The sequence below is a fragment of the Variovorax sp. WDL1 genome (assembly GCF_001541225.1).
In the GTDB taxonomy this organism is placed as follows: Bacteria; Pseudomonadota; Gammaproteobacteria; order Burkholderiales; family Burkholderiaceae_C; genus Variovorax.
On sequence record NZ_LMTS01000027.1, the window covers coordinates 97,167 to 100,941 of the forward strand.

Genomic DNA, 3,775 nt, shown 5'->3' on the forward strand with positions numbered 1-3,775 from the left:
CCGGCCGCGTCTTGTTGCTCTGCAGAGGGCCGATGCAGTGCCATTCGAGCTCGGCGCGCAGGTCGGACAAGGCCTCGATCTTCGCCACGCCCTCTTGCACGTAGTTCTCGCCGAAGGCAATCTGGCCGGCGGTGCGAGCCTCGCGCACCGCCTCGGCGGGGAAGGTCTTGGACACCGCAAGCAAGCGCACGCTCGCCGGATCGCGGCCGGCCGCCGTGCATGCGGTCACGATCCGGGCCCGAACTTGCTGGAGCTTGTCACCAATCATCGTCATAATCGCCAAACGTATCAAAACGTCACCGAGGAGCTTCGTGGACATCACCCAACTGCTGGCCTTCAGCGTGAAGAACAAGGCCTCGGACTTGCATCTGTCATCCGGCCTGCCACCCATGATCCGCGTGCACGGCGACGTGCGGCGCATCAACGTCGACGCGCTCGACCACAAGGCCGTGCACGCCATGGTGTACGACATCATGAGCGACACGCACCGCAAGCACTACGAAGAATTCCTCGAGGTCGACTTCTCCTTCGAGATCGACGGCCTCGCGCGCTTCCGCGTGAACGCCTTCAACCAGGCCCGCGGCGCGGCCGCGGTGTTCCGCACCATTCCCTCGAAGATCCTCACACTGGAGCAGCTCAACGCGCCCAGGATTTTCGGTGAACTCGCGCTCAAGCCCCGTGGCCTGGTGCTGGTGACCGGCCCGACGGGCTCGGGCAAGTCCACCACGCTGGCCGCGATGATCAACTACCTCAACGAGACCGAATACGGCCACATCCTGACGGTGGAGGACCCGATCGAGTTCGTGCACGAGTCGAAGAAGTGCCTGATCAACCAACGCGAGGTCGGGCCGATGACGCTGTCCTTCGCCAACGCCCTGCGCTCGGCGCTGCGCGAGGACCCCGACGCGATCCTGGTCGGCGAAATGCGCGACCTGGAAACGATCCGCCTGGCGATGACTGCCGCCGAGACAGGCCACCTGGTGTTCGGCACCCTGCACACCTCCTCGGCCGCCAAGACGATCGACCGGATCATCGACGTGTTCCCGGGCGAGGAGAAGGAAATGATCCGCGCCATGCTCTCGGAGTCGCTGCAGGCCGTGGTCTCGCAGACCCTGTGCAAGACCAAGGACGGCCAGGGACGGGTGGCGGCGCACGAGATCATGCTGGGCACCTCCGCCATCCGCAACCTGATCCGCGAGGGCAAGGTGGCGCAGATGTACTCCTCGATCCAGACCGGCAGCGGCCAGGGCATGCAGACGCTGGACCAGTGCCTGACGGACCTCGTGCGGCGCAATGTCATCTCCGCGGCAGAAGCCCGCGGCAAGGCCAAGATCCCCGAGAATTTCCCCGGCTGAATATGGCTCACCCCCAGGTTGGCTCACTTCGTGTAGCCGCCCACCCCCTACCGGGGGCAACACCAGCGGCCCGGCAAAGCCGGTTCCGCGGTGGGGATGTTGCTCGCCCCCAGGTTGGCTCACTTCGTGTAGCCGCCCACCCCCTCCCGGGGGCAACACCGGCGGCCCGGCAAAGCCGGTTCCGCGGTGTTCCCCGAATGGGGATAACCTTGAATGCCGCGCTCGTTCAGCGACGCCGGCCAAATTGACCTAGGAGTCGTCAGATGGAACGCGATCAAGCCAGCCAGTTCATCAACGAACTGCTCAAGCTCATGGTGAGCCGCAACGGCAGCGACCTGTTCATCACCGCCGACTTCCCGCCCGCGATCAAGATCGATGGGAAGGTCACCAAGGTGTCGCAGCAGGCCTTGGGCTCGCAGCACACGCTGGCGCTCACGCGCTCGATCATGAACGACCGCCAGACGGCGGAGTTCGAGCGCACCAAGGAGTGCAACTTCGCGATCTCGCCGACCGGCATCGGCCGCTTCCGCGTCAACGCCTTCGTGCAGCAGGGCAAGGTCGGCATGGTGCTGCGGACCATCCCGGCCAAGCTTCCCACCATCGACGGGCTGGGCATGCCGCAGGTGCTGAAGGACGTGACGATGACCAAGCGCGGCCTGTGCATCCTGGTGGGCGCCACCGGCTCGGGCAAGTCGACCACGCTGGCCGCGATGATCGACTGGCGCAACGAGAATTCCTTCGGCCACATCGTGACGGTGGAAGACCCGGTGGAGTTCGTGCACCCGCACAAGAACTGCGTGGTGACGCAGCGCGAGGTGGGCATCGACACCGACAGCTGGGAGGCCGCGCTCAAGAACACGCTGCGCCAGGCGCCCGACGTGATCCTGATGGGCGAGATCCGCGACCGCGAAACCATGGAACATGCGGTGGCCTTCGCCGAGACCGGCCACCTGTGCATGGCCACCCTGCACGCCAACAGCGCCAACCAGGCACTGGACCGGATCATCAACTTCTTCCCCGAGGAGCGCCGCCCCCAGCTGCTGATGGACCTGTCGCTCAACCTGCGCTCGCTGATCTCGCAGCGCCTGATCCCGACCGAGGACGGCCGCGGCCGCATCGCCGCGGTGGAGATCCTGCTGAACACGCCGCTGATCACCGACCTGATCTACAAGGGCGAGGTGGGCGAGATCAAGGAGGTCATGAAGAAGAGCCGCAACCTCGGCATGCAGACCTTCGACCAGGCGCTGTTCGACCTGTTCGAGACCAACATGATTTCCTTCGAGGACGCACTGCGCAACGCCGACTCGGCCAACGACCTGCGGCTGCAGATCAAGCTCAACAGCCAGCGCGCGCGCACGACCGATCTGTCGGCCGGGACAGAGCACTTCGCGATTGTCTGATCGCGAGAAGCGGCAAGGGCGATAAGCTCGCCCTCATGAGCAGCCTCAACCCCAGAACCTACGACCCCCTCCCGGCGCACAAGACCGCCTTCCTCGGCCTCGGCGTGATGGGCTACCCCATGGCCGGGCACCTCGCCCTGGCCGGCCACGATGTCGCGGTCTACAACCGCACCGCCGCGAAATCCGCCGCCTGGCAAGAGGAGTTCGCCGCACAGGCCAAGAGCAGCCTGCGCCACGCCCCCACCCCGCGCGAAGCCGCAGCCGGCGCCGACATCGTGTTCTGCTGCGTCGGCAACGACGATGACCTCCGCTCGGTGGTGCTGGGCGCGGACGGCGCCCTTGCAGGCATGGCCAAGGGCGCGGTCTTCGTCGACCACACCACCGCCTCGGCCGACGTGGCGCGCGAGCTGTCGAAGGCGGCGCTGGAACGCGGCGTGCAGTTCATCGATGCCCCCGTCTCCGGCGGCCAGGCCGGCGCGCAGAACGGCGCGCTGACGGTGATGTGCGGCGGCGACGCCACGGCTTTCGAGCGCGTGAAGCCGGTGATCGCCGCATTCGCGCGCGCCGTCACGCGGCTCGGCGACAGCGGCTCGGGCCAGCTCGCGAAGATGGTCAACCAGATCGCGATCGCGGGCCTGGTGCAGGGCCTGTCGGAGGCCATTGCCTTCGGCCAGCGCGCCGGGCTCGACATGAACGAGGTTCTGGCCGTCATCGGCAAGGGCGCCGCGCAGAGCTGGCAGATGGACAACCGCGGCAAGACCATGATCGAGGGCAAGTTCGAATTCGGCTTCGCCGTCGACTGGATGCGCAAGGACCTTGGCCTCGTGCTCGACGAGGCCAAGCGCAACGGCGCGCGGCTGCCGGTGACCGCGCTGGTGGACCAGTTCTATGCCGACGTGCAGCAGGCCGGCGGGCGGCGCTGGGATACGTCGAGCCTGATCACCCGGTTGAAATAAGCTCTCCCCCAGGTTGGCTCACTCCGTGTAGCCGCCCACCCCCTACCGGGGGCAACACCAGCGG

General features: G+C 66.6%; 3 protein-coding genes and 1 pseudogene. 3 read left to right on the plus strand and 1 reads right to left on the minus strand.

The window, feature by feature from the left end:
* Window positions 1-274, minus strand: a pseudogene (locus APY03_RS43290) (YggS family pyridoxal phosphate enzyme); the annotation flags it as partial.
* Between the two features lie 37 nt (window positions 275-311).
* Between APY03_RS43290 and APY03_RS05510 the strand changes: the two are divergent.
* The 3 genes from APY03_RS05510 (at window position 312) to APY03_RS05520 (ending at window position 3,711) form a co-directional block, all read left to right on the plus strand.
* Window positions 312-1,355 (plus strand): type IV pilus twitching motility protein PilT, encoded by a 1,044-nt coding sequence (locus APY03_RS05510; RefSeq protein WP_068674713.1) that lies wholly within the window; start codon window positions 312-314, stop codon window positions 1,353-1,355.
* 263 nt (window positions 1,356-1,618) lie between these two features.
* The gene (locus APY03_RS05515; RefSeq protein ID WP_068674715.1) at window positions 1,619-2,755 is read left to right on the plus strand and encodes a PilT/PilU family type 4a pilus ATPase; all 1,137 of its coding nucleotides are present in this window, start codon (window positions 1,619-1,621) and stop codon (window positions 2,753-2,755) included.
* A gap of 35 nt (window positions 2,756-2,790) precedes the next feature.
* Window positions 2,791-3,711 carry an NAD(P)-dependent oxidoreductase gene (locus APY03_RS05520; RefSeq protein WP_068674716.1) on the plus strand — a complete coding sequence of 307 codons (921 nt, stop codon included), beginning with the start codon at window positions 2,791-2,793 and terminating at the stop codon, window positions 3,709-3,711.
* The last annotated feature ends 64 nt before the right edge of the window (window positions 3,712-3,775 follow it).